The 14,910-nt window shown below is 64.7% G+C and carries 14 protein-coding genes; 9 read left to right on the top strand and 5 right to left on the bottom strand.

What is annotated here, in order from left to right; translation table 11 throughout:
- Window positions 1-49: 49 nt before the first annotated feature.
- The 3 genes from C491_RS14310 to cobN are packed head-to-tail and all read right to left on the bottom strand — an operon-like array spanning window position 50 to window position 5,518.
- Window positions 50-889, bottom strand: a complete 840-nt coding sequence (locus tag C491_RS14310; RefSeq protein ID WP_005557496.1) for a cobalt-precorrin-7 (C(5))-methyltransferase — start codon at window positions 887-889, stop codon at window positions 50-52.
- The gene (locus C491_RS14305) at window positions 886-1,629 is read right to left on the bottom strand and encodes a precorrin-8X methylmutase (RefSeq protein ID WP_005557495.1); all 744 of its coding nucleotides are present in this window, start codon (window positions 1,627-1,629) and stop codon (window positions 886-888) included. The genes C491_RS14310 and C491_RS14305 overlap by 4 nt, the downstream gene beginning before the upstream one ends.
- Window positions 1,622-5,518, bottom strand: coding sequence for a cobaltochelatase subunit CobN (gene cobN, locus C491_RS14300; protein WP_005557493.1), 3,897 nt, complete (start codon window positions 5,516-5,518; stop codon window positions 1,622-1,624). Before cobN ends, C491_RS14305 begins: the two co-directional genes overlap by 8 nt.
- Before the next feature lie 34 nt (window positions 5,519-5,552).
- Between cobN and C491_RS14295 the strand changes: the two genes are divergently transcribed.
- The 9 genes from C491_RS14295 (at window position 5,553) to C491_RS14255 (ending at window position 12,795) form a co-directional block, all read left to right on the top strand.
- Window positions 5,553-7,745, top strand: a complete 2,193-nt coding sequence (locus tag C491_RS14295) for a VWA domain-containing protein (RefSeq protein WP_005557491.1) — start codon at window positions 5,553-5,555, stop codon at window positions 7,743-7,745.
- A gap of 98 nt (window positions 7,746-7,843) precedes the next feature.
- Window positions 7,844-8,062, top strand: coding sequence for a hypothetical protein (locus C491_RS14290; protein ID WP_005557488.1), 219 nt, complete (start codon window positions 7,844-7,846; stop codon window positions 8,060-8,062).
- Window positions 8,063-8,238: 176 nt separating this feature from the next.
- Window positions 8,239-8,592, top strand: coding sequence for a DUF7344 domain-containing protein (locus C491_RS14285; protein WP_241431325.1), 354 nt, complete (start codon window positions 8,239-8,241; stop codon window positions 8,590-8,592).
- 82 nt (window positions 8,593-8,674) lie between these two features.
- The gene (locus C491_RS14280) at window positions 8,675-8,989 is read left to right on the top strand and encodes a DUF5058 family protein (protein WP_338042749.1); all 315 of its coding nucleotides are present in this window, start codon (window positions 8,675-8,677) and stop codon (window positions 8,987-8,989) included.
- A 1-nt stretch (window position 8,990) separates the two neighbouring features.
- A complete protein-coding gene (locus C491_RS14275) occupies window positions 8,991-9,731 on the top strand; it encodes a hypothetical protein (RefSeq protein WP_049891972.1) in 741 nt (246 codons plus the stop codon).
- A 425-nt stretch (window positions 9,732-10,156) separates the two neighbouring features.
- Window positions 10,157-10,504: a hypothetical protein gene (locus C491_RS14270; RefSeq protein WP_241431324.1), complete on the top strand. Its 348-nt coding sequence runs from the start codon at window positions 10,157-10,159 to the stop codon at window positions 10,502-10,504.
- A gap of 231 nt (window positions 10,505-10,735) precedes the next feature.
- Window positions 10,736-11,395 carry a CDGSH iron-sulfur domain-containing protein gene (locus C491_RS14265; RefSeq protein WP_005557478.1) on the top strand — a complete coding sequence of 220 codons (660 nt, stop codon included), beginning with the start codon at window positions 10,736-10,738 and terminating at the stop codon, window positions 11,393-11,395.
- Between the two features lie 207 nt (window positions 11,396-11,602).
- Window positions 11,603-12,013, top strand: a complete 411-nt coding sequence (locus C491_RS14260) for a CoA-binding protein (protein ID WP_005557476.1) — start codon at window positions 11,603-11,605, stop codon at window positions 12,011-12,013.
- 224 nt (window positions 12,014-12,237) lie between these two features.
- Complete coding sequence (locus C491_RS14255) at window positions 12,238-12,795, top strand: PH domain-containing protein (protein WP_005557474.1); 558 nt, start codon at window positions 12,238-12,240, stop codon at window positions 12,793-12,795.
- A 453-nt stretch (window positions 12,796-13,248) separates the two neighbouring features.
- Here the strand turns inward: C491_RS14255 and C491_RS14250 are convergent, their stop codons facing one another.
- Both C491_RS14250 and C491_RS14245 read right to left on the bottom strand, forming a co-directional pair.
- Complete coding sequence (locus tag C491_RS14250) at window positions 13,249-14,238, bottom strand: hypothetical protein (protein WP_049892073.1); 990 nt, start codon at window positions 14,236-14,238, stop codon at window positions 13,249-13,251.
- Window positions 14,239-14,326: 88 nt separating this feature from the next.
- Window positions 14,327-14,839 (bottom strand): hypothetical protein, encoded by a 513-nt coding sequence (locus tag C491_RS14245; protein WP_241431323.1) that lies wholly within the window; start codon window positions 14,837-14,839, stop codon window positions 14,327-14,329.
- Between the last annotated feature and the right edge of the window lie 71 nt (window positions 14,840-14,910).

Below are 14,910 nucleotides of genomic sequence, written 5' to 3'. Positions count from 1 at the left end.
AAGAGGGTAGAGAGCGATCTTCGAAGTCGGGAAGCAAAACGACCAACCCCTACACGGGTTGTCGCACCGCGAGCACCACCAGATCCGAGAACGGTGTGTCCTCCCGGTCGTCGCCGCCCGCGTGTGCCGACAGGTCGGCCAGCGTGAACCGGTGAATCCGCTCGTCCTCGTGGGTGAGCTTCTCACAGACCAGCGCCTCGAGTTCGGGGTCGGCGCCGCGCTCGAGCAACAATGCAGCGAGGTCGCCGGGCATCCGATCGTACGGTCGCGGGAGCGCGAGCAGGTGACGGTCCTCCTCGACGACGGCCCTCGCGAGTCGGTCGACGTCGTCCTCGAGGTCGCCGCTCTTGTGGAGCGTGACGAACTCGGCGTCCTCCATCGGGATTCGGGCGCGGCTCGCGGCCACCTGCAGCGAGGAGATGCCGGGGACGATCCGGATCGGACGCTCGGAGATCGCTCGGTCCGCGGCATCCCGACGAGTGTGCGAGTCGGGGCTCGTCGAGCTCTGCTCGACGGCGTTCTGGACCTTCCCGACGAACTGGTAGCCCGAGTGGTTGGGGTCGCCCATCGCCACGGCAGTTCCGGACTCGCCGGTAGCGACGCGTTCGCCGAACGTCTCGAGAGCTGCGGCCTCGTCCTTGTAGCCGCAGGTCAGCAGGTCGGCGTCGGTCAGCTCCTCGACGAACTCGACGACGGTGGTGAAGCCGACGACGACGTCGGCCTCCCGGATCGCACGCTCGCCGCGGGGCGTGAGGAACTCTTGGTTCCCGGGCCCGACGCCGACGACGTAGACGGGGTCGTCGGTCGACTCGTCGACGTCGGGCTCCGCGCTCCCGGCCGCGAACGTTGCCGGGTCAGGACCCGAATCGAGGTCGTACTCGCCGCTCATTCGTCCCTCCGGGTCGCCCGATCGGATGCCGTCCGATCCAGCTCGAGCTCGCCCGTTCGAACGTCGCTCGCGACGTGGATCAGCTCGTTCGTCAGCGCGGCCGCCAGGCCGCTCCCGCCGCGGCGACCGACGTTGGTGATCGCCGGAACGCCGTGCTCCTCGCTGACCTCGCGAACGCGCTGGCGGCTCTCTTCGGCCTTCACGAAGCCGACCGGCGTCGCAACGATCGCGGCCGGGCGGGTGCCGTTCTCGATGCAGTCCGCGAGCGCGAACGCCGCCGTCGGTGCGTTGCCGACCACGGCGATCGAATCGTCGTAGACGCCCCGCTTGTCGAACTCGAGCACGGAGGCGGCGGTCCGGGTCATACCCGTCTCCTTCGCGAGCTCGGCCCCGTTGCCGATCGCCTTGCGGGTCTCGCAGTCGTGACCCCGACCCGTGACGCCGGCTTTGGCCATCGTGATGTCCGTGACGATCGTCGCCTCCTCGAGGACGGCGCGAGCGCCGGCACGGACGGGGGCGTCCTCGTCGTCGCCGAGTTCGTCGCCGCCAGTGAACTCGAGTAGGTGTTGGAACTCGATGTCGCCCATCGAGTGGACCGACTTCTGTCGAACCCGATCGGCGAGCGTCTCGTCGGGGACGAACTGCCTGACGATGTCCATGCTCGTCTCGGCGATCTCCATGGCGTTCTCCGTCGTCGCCCCGAGATCGGCGTACTCCTCGTCGTACTCGCCCTCAGTCATCGTTCGTCACCCCCGCACCGACGACCTCGTTGGTCGTCCGGGCCTCGAGGTCGCCCTCGACTTCGAGATTCAGGTCGCGCAGGCGGTCGACGGTCTCCGCGTCGGCGTCCCAGAGGTCGCGATCGATCGCCTCGAGCAGCGTGTCGGTGATCGACTCGAGGGCCCACGGGTTGACGTCGCGCATCCATTCCTGGCGATCCTCGTCGAAGGCGAACTTCTCGGCGACCTCGTTCCAGAGGGTGTCGCTGACGACCCCCGTGGTGGCGTCCCAGCCCAGTGTCACGTCGACGGTCGTCGAGAGGTCGCCAGCGCCCTTGTAGCCGTGGTCCTCCATCGACTCGAGCCAGTCGGGGTTGAGCACCCGCGAGCGCATCGCCTTGCGGACCTTCTCCTCGTTGGTGTAGACGGAGACGTTGTCGGGATCCGAGGAGTCCCCGACGTAGGAGGCGGGCTCCTCGCCCGCGATCTCGCTCACCGCCGAGATGAAGCCGCCGTGGAAGGCGTACCAGTCCGAGGAGTCGAACTCGTCTTGCTCCATCGTGTCTTCGATCTTCACGGTCGCGTCGACGCTCGAGAGCCGGCGCTCGAAGGCGTCGTGGGCGTCCGAGACGCGTCCTCGCGACCCCATGGCGTAGCCGCCCCACTGGACGTAGACATCGGCGAGGTCGGATCGGTCGTCCCAGTTGCCCTCGTCGACGGCCTTGTTCGTCCCGGCGCCGTAGCCGCCGGGTTTCGTGGTGAAGACGCGGTGTGTGGCGGCTTCGCGGGCCTCGGATTCCTCGAGCCCTGCTTCCTGCTCGAGCTCCTCGGCCTCCTCCTCGATGTGCTTCTTGACGTAGTTCATCTCGTGGGGTTCCTCGAGATCGACCACGGCGTCGACGGCATCGTGGATCACTCCCGCTGCGGCGGGGAACGCGTCCCGGAACAGACCCGAGACCCGCGTCGTCACGTCGATCCGCGGTCTGTCGAGCTCCTCGAGGGGGATCGGTTCGACGTCGTCGATCCGGCCGGCGTCGGTCCACTGTGGCTCGACGCCCATCATCGCGAGCACCTGGGCGATCGTCTCGCCGCGGGTGCGAACGGTGGGGGTCCCCCAGGCGACGACGCCGATCTCCTCGGGGTACTCGCCGTTCTCGTCGTAGTGGCGCTCGAGGACACCCTCGGCGACCTCGCTGCCGACCTGCCAGGCGGGCCTGGCGGGCACCTTCCGGGGATCCAGCGTGTAGAAGTTCCGCGCCGTCGGCAGCAGGTCGACGCCGCCGCGAGTCGGCGCGCCGGAGCCGCCCGGCGGGACGTACTCGCCCGAGAGGGCGTCGGCGGTCCGGGGGACCTCGTCCTCGGCCCCCTGGACGCGCGGCTGGGCCTCCTCGCAGATGTACGCCAGCACCTCCCGCAGATCGTCGTGAGCCCTCGAGGTCGCGCGGGCGTCGCCGATCGTCTCGAGGTCGACGACGAGCAGGTTCATGTTCACCTCATCCTCGGGGCCAGCATCGCGTTCCGAGTCGGGAACGTCGAACCCGTGCTCGGCCAGCGTCTCGACCAGCTCGAGGCTCGTCGCCCGCACCTCGTCGGCGGCCTCGGCGTAAGTCATTCCGAGGGCCTCGTCGTACTCGCCGGGCGCGTTCAGCATCCGCTCGTAGTCCACCCCGAGGACGCCGGCGACGCTCTCCCGGAGGCTCGGCGCGCCGGGGTTCTCGAGTCGAGTAAGTGCGACGAGATACTCCACGAGGCGGTCGTCGGTCGGCGGCTCGGACATGGTATGGAGCCCCAGCCGGATCTGGGTCGACTTCACGTCCGTGAGGTACTCGTGGACTCGCTCGACGAGCTCGTCGATCTCGAGTTCGTCGCCCGTGATGTCGCCCTCGGCCAGGGTCGTGCCGGTTTCCTCGGGACCGCGAACGTCGGCCTTCTCGGTGATTTCACCCGAAATACCCAGTTCGACCGCGAGATCCAGCTCGTCGACTTTCTCCCGGATCAGCGCCTCGAGGTGCTCGCCGCTGTCGGCGCGGGCGTCTTCCATCCCGGCCTCGCGGTACTGGTTCGCGAGCTCCTCGAGCTCGGCCAGCTCGTCGTACGTTCCGGCGGCCCGCATGACGGGCGTGAGGTAGTCGACGATCGCGGCGTACGACCGTCGCTTCGCTTGCGTGCCCTCACCGGGGTTGTTGACGATGTAGGGGTAGACGTTCGGCAGGTCGTCGATCAGCTGGTCGGGCGCGCTCTCCCCGTTGAGCCCGACCGTCTTGCCGGGGAGCCACTCGAGGCTGCCGTGGGTGCCCAGGTGAACGACGCCGTCCGCGCCGAACTCGTTGCGCAGCCAGCCGTAGAACGCGTAGTAGTCGTGGGGCGGCTGCAGGTCGGAGTCGTGGTACACCTTCGAGGGATCCATCCCGAATCCGCGCGGGGGCTGGACCGTCACCAGCACGTTTCCGAACTCGACGCCCGGAATCGCGAACGGACGGTCGGGAACCTCGCCCCACTCCTCGAGGACGTGCTCCCGAAAGCGCTCGTCGGCGTCGGCGAACCACTCGCCGTACTGGTCGGTCGAGACCACGTCGACCGAGAGCTCGCGGACGTCCTCAGGGGCGACCCAGCGGTCCTCGAGCGTCAGTTGCGAGGTCAGTTTCTCAACCAGTGTCTGCCCGTCCTCGGGCAACTTACCGTCCAGGTCGTACCCTCGAGCATCGAGCTCCTCGAGCAGGTTCACCGTCGATTCGGGACTGTCGAGTCCGAACGCCGTACCGATCCCGTCGTCGCTCGGCGGGTAGTTGTGCAGCACGACGGCGATCCGTTTCTCCTCGTTGGGCGTGTGCCGGAGTTCGGCCCAGTTGACCGCCAGCCGCGTCGCGTGGTCGATCCGATCCTCGATGGGGAAGTGGTGTTCCGGGGCCGACCCGATCCCGGCCTCGTCGTCGGTGCGTTCTTTCCCCGAGATCGGGTGGGTGATCACGTTCCCGTCGAACTCCGGTAAGGCGACCGAAAGCGCGAGTTCGAACCCCATCACGCCCGTGTCGCTGCCCTCGTAGCGCGACCGGGAGCGCATCGTCGTCACGGTCTGCAGGACGGGGACGCCGAGTCGGTCGAGGAAGACGTCCTCGGCGCTCGAGCCCTCGTCGTTTGCACTGCGGCCGCGCTCGTCCATCGACAGCGAGAACATAAACGAGGAGAGGACGGAGTCGACGACGGGTTCGTTCGCGTCGTCCAGCAGCCACTCGTCGGTCACCCACTCCGCGTCCTCCTGCTCGTCCGTATCCGTCGCCGGGTTGCAGAAGATCGGCAAGGCGTTCGCCCCCTGTTCCTCGAGCGCCCGGACCTGCGCGTCGACGTAGCGGGTGTTCTCGTGGGTCCAGTGCGATTCGTAGAACCAGACCGCCACGGTCGGCTTTCCCGGATCGTGGGTCTCGAGCAGTTCCTCGTACCCCACGCCCGGATAGTCGGGGTGGTAGACACCCTCCGTGGGGAGTTCGGTCGGCTCCTCGTACGCGAGGTCGCGGTCGCCGTACTCGCTCGCGAGAAACCGACAGCAGTTCTCGACGTTGATCGTTCCGCCCCGCTCGAGGTACTCGCAGACCCGCTCGCGGTGCTCGGCGCCGACTGTCGTATCCTCGAGGGCGAAGGCGTCCCCGGTCGCCTTGACGATCAGCGGAACGCTCGCCTCCTCGAGTGTGCCCGTCGCGTACTCGTAGCCCGGCATGCTGTCCTCGGCGCCGTGTAGCCAGAAGATCGCTGCGTCGGCGCCGCGCAATTCCTCGACGAACGCCTCGATCGCGGCCTCGTCATCGAGGTCGCTCTCCGAGCGAACGACCAGTTCGACGTCCTCGAGGCGCTTCGCTGCGCGTCCGATCGATCCAAGCTCGTTCTCCGTCGCCGTGTAGATCCCGATTCGTGCCATCGAATTTTTAAACCTCTATTGTATTAGCGCAACTATGGTTGTAAACGCCGGGGGCAAAAAGCTGTCGTCGACCCCGTTTCCGGCGATCGTCGGCCAGTCGGAGCTCAAGCGCGCGCTGTTGACGATCGCTGCGAACGACACACTCGACGGCGCGTTGATCGTCGGCGAGAAGGGGACGGCGAAGTCGACCGCCGTCCGAGGACTCGCCGATCTCCTCCCCGAACAGCGCGCCGTCGCGGACTGCCGGTACGGCTGCGCACCCGACGACCCGACGCTGCAGTGTGCGAGCTGTCGAAAGCGCGATTCCGACGAGCTGCCCGTCGAGACGCGACCCGTTCCGCTGGTCACGCTCCCGCTCGGAGCGACCCGCGACCGGATCGTGGGAACGCTCTCGGTCGAGGACGCCCTGGCAGGCGAGGCCGAGTTCGACCCCGGACTGTTGGCCCGCGCGAACCGCGGCATCCTCTACGTCGACGAGGTCAACCTGCTCGAGGACCACCTCGTCGACGTCGTCCTCGACGCGGCAGCCAGCGGCGTCAACACCGTCGAGCGAGACGGGATCAGCGTCGCTCATCCCGCGAACATCACGCTGATCGGGACGATGAACCCCGAGGAGGGCGACCTGCGCCCGCAGCTTCGGGACCGGTTCGCCCTCCAGGCGACCGTCGAGGGCTGCCGGGACGTCGCGGATCGGGTCGAGATCATCGACCGAACGATCGAACGCGGCGACGATCCGGATCAAGCCGAGGCGTACGCCGACGCCGTCGATCGACTCGGCGAGACGGTAGCCGGCGCGCGCGACCGCCTGTCCCGCGTCGAGCTTCCCGACGAGTTCAAGACCGAGATCGCCGAACTCTGCCTCGAGGCCGGCGTCGACGGCCACCGCGGCGACATCGCGACCGCCAGGACCGCGAGGACGCTGGCCGCCCTCGAAGGGCGGACGACCGTGATCGAGTCGGACGTCCGCGAGGCGGCCAGCTACGCGCTCCCGCATCGCCTCCGGAGCACGCCGTTCGAGGACGAACCGGAGCTCAAGGACCTTCTCGAGGACTGGTTCGACGAGGAGTCGTCCGACGAGACGGATGGAAGCGACGAGGGCGACGGGGACGACGAGGGCGAACCCGAATCCGAGGACGCCCGCGAGGACGAACCCGACGCCGACGAGGGCCATGACCGCGACCACGACGAGTCTGATGAGGCCGACGGTAGCTCGGATTGCTCGAACGGCACGAACGACGACGAGCGCGACGGAACGGAGCGCGGACGGCGACCGGACGAGGACGACCGTTCGGCTTCGACCGAGGCGGGACGAGCGACCGCGGGCGATCGCGAGGGATCGGACGGTGAGACCGAGGATCGTACAGAATCGAACGACGACGGTACCGATACCGAATCGAACGAGGATGGGGACGACGCTCGACCGCTCGCTCCCGGCCGTCGGGCTGAGGTCGGCGACGCGAGCGCGCCGGCACTCGAGACGGACGAGGTCACGGCCGACCGCCGTGGCCGTACGGGAGGGAGCCGAACGACAGTTACGCCGGACACAGAGAACCGGGGGGCCCGCGTCAGGACCGAATCCGCGTCGGACGACGGCCCGATCGACGCCGCGGCGTCGGTCCGGTCCGCTGCGGCCCGTGGTGCGTCGGACGTCGAGACGGAGGATCTCCGCCGATCCGTGCGAGCCGGGAATACGTCGACGACGATCGTCTTCGCCGTCGACGCGAGCGCATCGATGCGACCCGCGATGCGAACCGCCAAGGGCGTCGTCCTCGAGCTGTTGCGGGACAGCTACCAGCACCGCGACGAGGTCGCGTTCGTCGCGTTCGCGGGCGACGACGCCGACGTACTGCTTCCGCCGACCGACAGCGTCTCCCTCGCCGCGCGCCATCTCAAGGAGCTGCCGTCGGGTGACCGAACGCCGTTGCCCGCCGGTCTCGAGACCGCCCGGTCGGTCGTCGAGCGCTCGACGTCGGAGGCTGCTGTCGTCGTCCTCGTCACCGACGGCAGGGCGAACGTCGCCGACGGAAGCCCGACGGACGCGACACGGGAGGCAGCCCGGAAGCTCGGGAGTGCTAGAGCGAAGCTCGTCGTCGTCGACGCCGGTAACGATCCCCATGCCGGACTCTCGGAGCTCGTCGTCGACGAGGCCGGCGGCGAACGTGTCCCGCTATCCTCTCTCTCACCGGCGCTAGTTCGTTCGACCGCCGAGTCGGCGGGCGCTGAGTAACACTGGTCGTTCGAGATGAACGACACCGTTATTAATGTTCGGAGCTTGAAAGGTGTGAGAGTACAGCGATCACGCGTCGTTCCGCTCTCTCACCTATCATGGAATCCAATCACTCTCCTCACTCCACCAGGGATGCAACAGCAGCGTTCGAGCACGAGCTTCAAGACCTGGTTCTCACCGCGTTCGGACACGGAGCGGCCGTCGAGGGAACGTGGGAAATCGTCTCTCCGGCCGCTGATGCTCCGAACTGGGGCGTAACGATCGAAAAGGATACGCCGGACGACCGCCGCTTCGAGCCGACCGTTCTCGAAGAGTAAATTGTCATTTTGGGACGATTTGTCAACCAAAGTCAAGCGATCCGCTTGAGCAGTGAGTCCAACGACAAAGGTTATAATTACGCTTCGCTCATCCGAGGGTAGACGTACTCTACTGATGTTGGCTTTCAAGAGATGTTGGCTCGCGCTGTATCGGTGTAGTACCTCACTCGCCTATGATGCCCCACGCTCACGGTCCGAACCAACCTGACGAGAACCGTTCCGAAATCACCCCGACGGAACTCTTCGTCGCGTTCTCGCACGCACGTCGTCAGAAAACGATCGCCTACCTGGCTCAGAAAGCTGCGGCCATTTCGCTCGGAGATCTCGCCGAGTACATCGCGATCAAGGAGGAGAACCCGTCGTACGAGTGGTACGAGCGGATCCTCACTGATCTGGCACACCATCACCTGCCGCTGTTGCAGGAGATGAACCTCGTCGACTACGATCGAGAGAGCGAGTCGGTGCAACTGGCCGTCGAACGATCCGTGGTAACGCCGTACCTGGATCTCGCTGGCTATGCCGGTGTCTAAGCGAGCGTTCACCTGTCGGGTGGGACCCCTCCGGATCCCTGAGCCGTAAAGTACCTCGGGGGCAAGCCCCGGGACACTCTCGCTGTATCTCCGTAGAACAGCAGGGATAGTCCCACCGAGCACCCGTTCGAAGTTTCGCTCGAGACCGTACAGATGTCCCGTTATCAGCGCCGCGGCTATGCTCGGTGCCTTTGGGTACCTCGCTACCGGGGAGGTCATGTCCGGAAGTCCGTTTACCGCTTCCGTCGCCGTCGGCGGGCTCATGATGCTTGCACTACTGCACATCGCCGACTCGAGGGACGTTCAGTGGATACGAGAGTGGGCTCTCGGAACGGCGATGATCGTGGGATTGTTTGCAGGAGTCCTGACGCAGGTAACGCTCGGCGGGTTGTGGTAAGATGGCTGGAAAACAAACCCAACAACGTTCTACGGATCGCTCGACGGAGGAAGTGTACGAAGAGGAGTTCGTTCCGTATATCAACAAATGGGGACGACGAACGAATCTGCTCGCCGTCGCACTCTCCTTCGGACCGGCTATGGTCCTGCTCAGCGTGTACGGAATTCTCCCGCCAGCAGGTGCTATCCTGGGTGGCATCATATCCGTGGTCGGCGCCTGGGGTGCCTTCTGGCTCGTCGAGCCGATCTCCTACTACCCGGTTCTTGGCGTTTCCGGGACGTACATGGCGTTTCTGTCGGGAAACATCTCCAACCTCCGACTGCCGAGCTCTGCGGCAGCACAGGAAGCTGCTGACGTCGAAATCGGCACACCAGAAGGAGATATCATCTCTACGCTGGGAATCGCCGGCTCGATATTTGTCAATATCACCATCCTCACCGTCGGTGTTCTCGGGCTCGTTTCGGTGTTTCAGGCCCTCCCGGAACTCTGGCAGAACGCGCTCGAGCTCTATCTCGTTCCGGCGATCTTCGGTGCGATCTTCGCCCAGTTCGGGAGAGACTTCCCCAAAGTCGCGGCTATTGCTCTCTCGCTGGCGTTCGTTGCGAACCTGCTCCTGGAGTTTGGCTACTTTGCGTTCCTTCCCGGCGATCCGATCTACGCCGTTATCATTATCGCCGTCTTCGGGACGATGTTTATCTCGAAGTGGATGTGGCAACGAGGAATGATAGGACAGGACAGGTAGACGCCACTCAGTGGCGTTATATCCGCCCTCAGAGCGCGAGACGGGTATAAGGGGTTCTTTACGCTCGTGGCAGTGTCAGTCGCTCACGTTGCAGCTTCCGAGGAGTGTTTGCGGGTACCGGCCGAGTCGGTCCAGCGTCCCGTCCGTTCTGCAAACCGACCCGGCCAGACGGTGCCAGGTAGGTCGTTCGGCCTGTCGTTCGGTACTCCCTACTCCTGGCCACAGAACCGCGGTGACGTCTACCGACAACCGAAAGCGCGGGCTTCGGGTTCGATACCTTGCGACGGCAAACGAGTACGGTGCGGCTAACTGATTTAGTTACACCCATCAAAGCACTAATTCAGCCGGAGTACGCCTAATCCATACTGATCGTTCGAACTATCGGCCGTCCTTATTACCCCGTTCCGCCGTACCAGAGTTGCATTATGACAGATCGAACCCTGACTCGTCGCCGGATGGTGTCACTCGTTGGCGTGGGTGCAGTAGCTGGACTGGCAGGCTGCGGAGATCTCGGAGACGAAGGACCGGAAGAGACCGAAGGGGAGGAAACGGGCACTGACGGGGACGAAGACGGCGGAACGGACGAAGACGAAACGGAGGACGAGACCGGCGACGACGAAACTGAGGATGACGACGACAGCGACGACGAGGAGGACGAAACCGAAACCGACGACGGGGATGACGACGCCGAAATTCAAGAGGTAGAGGGGTACGGCCGCGATACCGACGCCGAGGACGAGGATGGTGAAGAGGACGATGAGGACGGTACGTAACTGGCGCCACAGAACTCCCCGGGAATCGAGAACTGATACGGACGCGATCGGGCGCAGGAAGAGAGAGCGCTGACAGTGCGAAATAGCGATTATTGCGTCCGTTCCGGGCGATGATCCCTCGTCCCCCCATGTCGGAGTTCTCACTGGCACCCGAACCGGAACCACGTCTTTCCCCCAACAGTGCTATCGTCTATCGTGGTGTATTTTGACATTGTCGATGGGAGGACCACTATGGAGGAGAACGTTCACACTTACTCTGGAGATCGAATCGAAGTCAGCTACGACGTCAACCGGTGTATTCACGCCAGGGAGTGCGTTCGCGGGCTTCCGGAGGTGTTCGACCCCGATAAGCGACCGTGGATCGAACCGGACAACGCCGACGTCGACGACCTCGAGGACGTGATCGTGGAGTGTCCGACAGGGGCACTACAGTTCGACCGAACGGACGGCGGACCGGAAGAACGGGTTCCGGAGACGAACGTCGTCACCGTCTGGCCCGATGGGCCGCTGTATCTCCGTGGCAATATCGAGATCGTGACTCCGGACGAGACGACTGTACTAAAGGACACGCGCGTCGCGCTGTGTCGGTGTGGCGCGTCGGAGAACAAACCGCTCTGTGATAACGGTCATGTCGAGGCGGAGTTCCGGGCACCCGGAGCGAAGAACGCCCCCGAGTCGGACACGCAGTCCGATGACGACGACGGCGTACTCACGGTTACTCCGAGACCGGATGGACCGGTTCAGATCCAGGGCCAGTTCGAAATTCGAGGGGAGGACGGGACGGAGACCGTTCGAAACTCTTCGGTCGCGCTCTGTCGGTGCGGCGCGTCGGAGAACAAGCCGTTCTGTGACGGCTCACACGACGAGATTGGCTTTTCCAGCGACGAGTAGTTGCGACCGTTCGATTCCGGAACTGTAGGTATCGAATGGCCATGGGCGAACTCATCACCGACGTTCGAAGACGATTCCGGAGTCGAGGCAGTCCGGACGCCACCTGAAGAGGTCCGCGAACGTTGAGGGGGTCGCCGATCTGTGAGGTACTGCTGTCAAGCTACCCGGTGTCGGTACACTCAATCGATTGGCCCGACAACATACCGTATGCCAGTCGAAGACGACGACGAACTCCGGGAGATCCTCGAGTTAGAGCGGGTCGCCGTGGTCGGGGCGTCCACGGATTACGAGAAAGCTGCCCACATCGTCCCCGCGTTCCTTCAGCGAAAGGGCTACGAGATCGTTCCGGTCAACCCCTACGCCGATGAGGTATTCGGACGACCCGCCTACGCCTCACTCTCCGACGTCGAGACGAGTATCGATATCGTGCAGATCTTCCGCCCGAGCGACGAGGTCGACGACATCGTCGACGCGGTACTCGAGCGCGACGACGTGCAAACGGTCTGGATGCAACTCGGTATCAGTAACGAGACGGCCACACGGCGGGCCGAGCGCGCCGGAATTAAAGTTGTTCAGGATCGATGCATGAAAGCCGAGTACGGCATGCTCATGCACTGACTGCCTCGACGATTCGGAGCCTCGGAAGGGTAACTCGTCGGCGCACGACTCACACGGCGTACGACGTGAAATAGTGAGGAAGACGGGGAAGTCAAAAGCCGACTCAGCGTAACGGATGGGGTATCGTTTTCGTGGATCGATGGGGTCGAGGGCACTCGCCGGTGGTCGGGAGACGACCTCATCGTCCGAAAGGACCAGTATCGAAGAGACGAAACGTAGTACCGATGGAGGAAACGCACGAGTCGTACGACGACCTCGCGGCCGCGGACTGGCTTCACCTCACCGACGACGAGCAGGTTCAGTGGGCGGGCCGTCCCTCGTGGCTGACGATCGCAGCCTCGGTCGCGTTCGGGATCGGTCTCGCAGTGCTCGGGATCGTGCTTACGGTCTGGCTTTCGGGGGTCATCACCGGCGAGACCGTTCCGTCCTGGGTGGCGTATCTGCCGCTGGCACTGGTCCTGGCCGGCGCCGGACAGGTAGGCGCGACGTACCTCAACTGGATCCGGCTGCTGTACGTCATCACCGACGAGGAGATCTACGTCAAACACGGGCTCATCTCTCGAGACGTCACGCAGGTCCGCCTCGACAGGGTCCAAAACACCGCGTACAACCAATCGGCACTCGAGCGGGCGCTCTCGTTCGGCGACGTCGTGGTCTACACGGCCGGAACGTCGACCGACGATGTCACCTTTCGCAGCGTTCCGAACCCGGAACGAGTCAAGCGAACGCTTACGCATCTGCTGAGCGAGAGCCGAACGACCCAACCTAGCGACGGTCTCTGAGAGGACAACCGTGGTTTGCACTCGTGCGCTCGCTCGAAGGTGAGACGCGAGGAGCGTCTCCCTCGGCTCGAGCAGGTTCTTCGGACTGACGCCCGCTCGATGGCGAGCTCGCCCTGACCGGTCGGACCCGGCCGGAGGCGGCTACGTATCGGGACGGAAGAGGGCGCAGTTCGGACACCAGACGGAGCTGTCGGCCCGAGCGATCTTTCGTCCACCGCAGTCAGTACATCGGTCGGTCGCGTATTGTGCCATGTAATACGAACGACACCAGTCGCTAATATGCTTTCCGTAAGACACTCACACACATACCGAACGGTCTCGAACTCGTACCGAATCGACGGGACGACGCGAGTACGTCGGCGTGCGACTTCGAAAATTCATCGGAAACACGGTGTCGCTCTTTTACAGGCCCCGGCGGGTCGTGCTGGCTCCCTATCGTCCGGCGACGTGGTTTCAGGTGGGCTCCCTTCTCGGAACGTCGCCGTCCGACGAGCCCTCGGTCGGGTAGGACTCCGCCTCCTCGGCGTCGGCCTTCGCCGTCAGCTCCCGGAACTTCTTCGAACGGCGCTCGAGGAAGTCGACTGTCTCGCTGTCCGGCGTCAGCTCGCGGGACTCGATCAGGAACGTCGTGATCACGACGGTCTTCACCCAGGGTCTGAGGACGCCGAGGTAGACCGTCAGGCCGATCCCGGCGACGGCGACCCAGCCGAGGAGCTCGAACGTCGGCGAGAGGCTTCCGAAGACGGCAGCCAGCGGCGTCAGCGCCAGCAACAGTCCGAACGCCACCGCGTACATCCCGAGGATGATCGCCAGCGTCGAGCCGAGGATCGACTTCCAGGTCTTCGCGTAGAGAACGACGCCGTCCCGGGCTGCTCGCCAGTTGTTCTCCTCCTCGGCGATGAAGACGTAAGCGATGATCGCCTCGTCGATGTAGGAGGCGGCGAGCCCAATCGCCTTCCGGAGGACGGTGAGGATGTTCGAGAGCGTCGGAACGAAGCTCACCAGATTCGACAGCGAGATGGCGGTGTTGTTGAACTGCCTGATCGCCGCCTTCACCAGCTGATCGACGACGAACAGGGCGTTGGCTTCCTTGAAGTGCGACCGCACCTGTCCGGTCCCGAACGCGAGCTGGTTTCGCGGCGTCTCGCCGGTTTCGACAATGTGGGCGATGACGGCGACGTGGCCCGCGGCGACCATGTAGAGGACGTACCGACGGGCGAAGCGCATCGCGGCCAGGAAGAGCAGGGTCGCGACGAGCAACCCGATCCCGCCGATCGGTCCGGAGACGGTCCCCGCGTCGAGCAGCGTCAGCACCAGCCAGCCGACGATCCCGAAATAGACCACTGTGACGAGGCCGAACAGGATCCCGACGGCGATCCGCAGCGCGACGAACGGGAGCGTCCTGAGGAAGACGCTCGTCGCCTTCAGGAAGTGCAGGACCATCGCTACGCCCTCCGTCGGCTCGGCGGTGACGACGAGGTCCCCCTCGCCGAAGTCGTCGCGCGGCACCGTACCGTCGGTGTCTCTCGTGTTAGCATGCTATCTCCCAGGTTACCTCCCCGCCGTCGGGGTCGTGTTCTACGTCGTCGTTCATATGGGACGAGGGCTCGAGGTGGAGGCTGCCCGACGTGCCGCTGCCGAGTTCGAACTCGATCTCGTCGACGGTCGTCTGGGCGTCGTACGCTTCCACTTCGCCGATCGTCTCGTCCGGATCGCCGGTCGGAAACGAGAGGTGGACGTCGACGACATCGGATTCGGCTGGATCGTGACGTTCGACCCAGAACTCGATCTCGTCATCCACATCTCGGTGGCGAATCATCTCGTTCTCCGGTGGAAAGGTCCTGCTCTCCTCACACGAGGCGTCGTCGTAGGTATACGTCTCGTCCAGAAACGTAATCTCGGCGGTTCCGACGCTTTCCCCGCTCTCGTCGTCGCCACCGCCGTCCGATGGTTCGTCGTTGCCACCGTCGTCCGACGGCTCGTCGTTCGTATCCTCCGTCTCGTCGCCACCGTCGTCCTCGTCCCCGCTGAGGCAACCGCTCACGATTGGCACGCTCACGGCGCCCAGTACTCGAAGGATCGTTCGCCGGTCAACTCCTCCTCTCTCCCTCTGAT

Source organism: Natronococcus amylolyticus DSM 10524 (genome assembly GCF_000337675.1).
Classification (GTDB): Archaea; Halobacteriota; Halobacteria; order Halobacteriales; family Natrialbaceae; genus Natronococcus; species Natronococcus amylolyticus.
This window is presented reverse-complemented; position numbering and strand designations above follow the sequence as displayed.